Source organism: Psychrobacter sp. FME5 (genome assembly GCF_014861375.1).
Classification (GTDB): domain Bacteria; phylum Pseudomonadota; class Gammaproteobacteria; order Pseudomonadales; family Moraxellaceae; genus Psychrobacter.
This window is the reverse complement of sequence record NZ_RRYX01000176.1, coordinates 1-3,152: the sequence shown is the minus strand read 5'-3', so window position 1 is coordinate 3,152 and position 3,152 is coordinate 1. Positions and strand designations below refer to the sequence as shown.

Here is a 3,152-nt window from a genome sequence, read left to right as displayed (position 1 = left end):
TTGCTTTGGCTGTCACCCTCCTTTATTTCTTCAGCATACTTTCTGACACACCACCAACTGTTTTTAATGAGAGGGTACTATGACCCAACCACGGCGTACTATCGAGCAATTACTGCACCAAGGTATTCTACCTCTCAAAAATACCGAGGCGGCAGCAACTCACCTAGAAGTCTACCCCAGCAAACGTACTTGGCTAACGTTTTTTGATAAAGCCTTGCTCATTATTGGCCCGATAGCACTGGTCTTGTCCTTAGTTTTCTTTATCGCCTACAACTGGGTAAATATGGGCAAGATGGGTAAATTTGCTTTGGTAGAAGGGGCATTAGTTATCACGATTGCCCTTTACGTTGTGCTCTCTTTTAGACAGAAATTTCAGCTAATCCGGCAGCTTTTACTGCTCATTGCCAGCGTGATTACCGGTAGCTTGTTGGCATTGTTTGGGCAGGTGTATCAGACGGGCGCTGATACCTGGCAGCTGTTTTTTGGCTGGGCCGTATTGATTTTGCCGTGGGTCCTTATTGCGCGTTTTCCTGCACTGTGGCTGTTGTGGCTTGGGCTGATAAATGCTGGTTTGATGCTATATCTTGATTTGATAGATTTGTCATTTATTAATCATATTTATCAAAACGTTGCTCAAGTATGGCTTCTAGCACTGATTAATTTTATCGCCTTCAATACTTGGCTTATCAGTACTGAAAAGCAAACACTTCAAGCAGCTACTACCCATACCAACCTCACTTCTATTATTCCTCCTAAAACAAAAAGGCAGACCAAATCCAGCTTACACTGGAGCACTTATATCGTCGGTCTACTCAGTACTTGCTTTATTACCTATCTAGCGGTTTTCCCTGTCTTCGAGGGTGGCAATCGCTTAGCTACGCTTATCTCTGTTATATCTTGGCTTGGCTGGTGCGGCTTTATGCTTTGGCAATTTTATCAACGTCGAATCGATTTGCTGATGCTCACTTATCTGTCATTTTCTATCATTACCGTGGTGATGTTTTGGATAGGAGAATGGCTATTAGATGACTTCGATGCGGGTGGGCTTCTAACTTTAGCGCTGTTGCTGATTGCAATGAGTTCAGCAGCGGTGATGTGGCTACGTAAGGTTGCTCGTTTAAATCACGAAAACAGTGTGCCAAGTACGGTAGCCAGAGGTGACATAGACCATAAACACCCAGACACTACTCTTTTACAGCTACAACAGCTTGGACTTGTTGATGCAAATGCTATTGATAACGATGCTCAGACCGACCAAACCGTTAATAATAACCCTCAAGACCATAACCCTTGGTTTATACAAGTATTCTTTGGTTTTAGCGGCATTCTCGCCAGTCTATTTTTTATCGGTTTTTTAACCTTATTGCTAGAAAATACTGGCGTACTCGATAGTGCGATAGCGAACTTTGTCATGGGCATGGTATTAAATATTGCTGGCTTTATCTTATTTAAAAATAAACACCTTCGCCGTAGTATATTTTTAAACAGCTTAGCCTTTACGATTAGCGTAGCTGGACAAGTCTATGTGGCGTACGCATTAATTAGCGGTGATATTGAGCACCCCTTTGCTATATGGTTATTTTTATTGTTTCAAAGCAGTATGACCTTCATCGTGCCGAACTTTATTTACCGCATACTAAGTAGCTTGGTTGCTTTGGGCTGCGTGGTTTATTTACTTAACTACTATCATCTGCCTGAGATCAGTTTGGGATTGTTGGCACTGACTGTTGTTATCAGTAATTTACAACGTTATCGCCTATTACAGTCCGTTTCTATCGACTGGCAAGCGACCATTTTTGACCCTATCAAAGCAATTGGCTATGCCAGTACACTGATGCTGTTGTGCGTTTCTGTGTACTTTATCGCGGCTGAATATGGAAATAGCTTTGACAGTTATAGTACGGCTTTCAGCTACAACTATTATTTAGCCCAAGGGCTGCTCATTATTGCTAGCCTCTATGGTGCTGCTTTAATTCTCAAACGCTATCAAGTCAGTTTCCTATCAGCAGCAGGAATTATCGTTGGTTGCACTATTGCCATACTTGGCGTTATGTCGATTTACGTCTCAGGCTTATTGGCAACCAGTTTAATTATCATCATTGCTGTCGCCAATAGTCAGCGCCTATTGCTAGGGTTTGGTATTGTGGCGTTGGTCAGCTATATCTTTTGGTACTACTACCAGCTCGATACGTCTTTATTGGTCAAATCCGTCTCCATGCTGGTCATCAGTATCGCGCTATTACTTATGCGTTGGACGCTTATTAAAGGCTATCTTGCAAATATAAAATCGAGCGCCAACGATCATCAGGAGCGCCTATCATGAAAGATAAAATTCTGACCAAGCGTTTAATTAAAGAAACATCGCCGACCATGCATTGGCTACAAAAACCGGCAGTCATGATTGTTATTGCCCTTCTTGGATTGGCGCTGGTATTGGGCTTGATGATGATGAATATCAACAAATACGAAACCCATCTTGCCACTGGCGATACGGTATTATTAGCGCTTGCCCCTGTTGATCCGCGCGGCTTTATGCAAGGCGATTATATGACCCTCAGTTATGCGCTAGAGCCTGATGTTTTTGCAGCGTTGCGACCCGAAACGCGTGAAAGAAACTTAGAGAGTTTAGAAAGCTTGCAGCCAGATTTTCGAATCTATAAACCAAGTGACGGCTATGTAATCGTCAAAACCGATAGCAACAATGTTGGACAATTTGTGCGTTTAGCCAAAACCAATAGCCGAGATGACCTTAATAGTTTAGCTGTCAATGAGTTGGCTATTCATTACCGCATCCGTAACGGTAGCGTGCAAGTGGCGACCAATGCTTTTTTCTTTCAAGAAGGTCATGCCAAGTCATTTGAAGCGGCACAATATGGCTTGTTCCGCGTCAATGCTAAAGGCGAGCCGTTACTGACTGAGATGGTAAACGATAAATTTCAAATTATTAAAGGGGTTGATGTTGAGGATAAGGCTGAATTAGCTGATGACTCCTCTCATTAATTAATAAAAGCTAGCCAGCTAACAACCTTCATTAACCAAACTGATATTGCGATAAATACGCGCGGCTTGTTACTGTGGCTTGTCGTTTTAAATATTTGGTGGTGTATCAAAAAGTATGCTGGAGTAATAAAAGAAGGGTGACAGCCGAAGCA

2 protein-coding genes are annotated in these 3,152 nt (G+C 42.4%); both read left to right on the top strand.

The genetic code is table 11. From position 1 onward, the window contains the following. The first annotated feature begins 79 nt into the window (after positions 1-79). A complete protein-coding gene (locus EI161_RS13785) occupies positions 80-2,323 on the top strand; it encodes a DUF4401 domain-containing protein (protein ID WP_192529832.1) in 2,244 nt (747 codons plus the stop codon). After that, entirely contained in the window at positions 2,320-3,000 is a 681-nt protein-coding gene (locus EI161_RS13780; protein WP_225735403.1) for a GDYXXLXY domain-containing protein, read from the top strand. The genes EI161_RS13785 and EI161_RS13780 overlap by 4 nt, the downstream gene beginning before the upstream one ends. Positions 3,001-3,152 lie beyond the last annotated feature (152 nt).

Excerpts from the sequence above, each read along its gene's own strand:
- EI161_RS13785 (WP_192529832.1), top strand. The coding sequence starts at position 80 with ATGACCCAACCACGGCGTACTATCGAGCAATTACTGCACCAAGGTATT.
- EI161_RS13780 (WP_225735403.1), top strand. The coding sequence starts at position 2,320 with ATGAAAGATAAAATTCTGACCAAGCGTTTAATTAAAGAAACATCGCCG.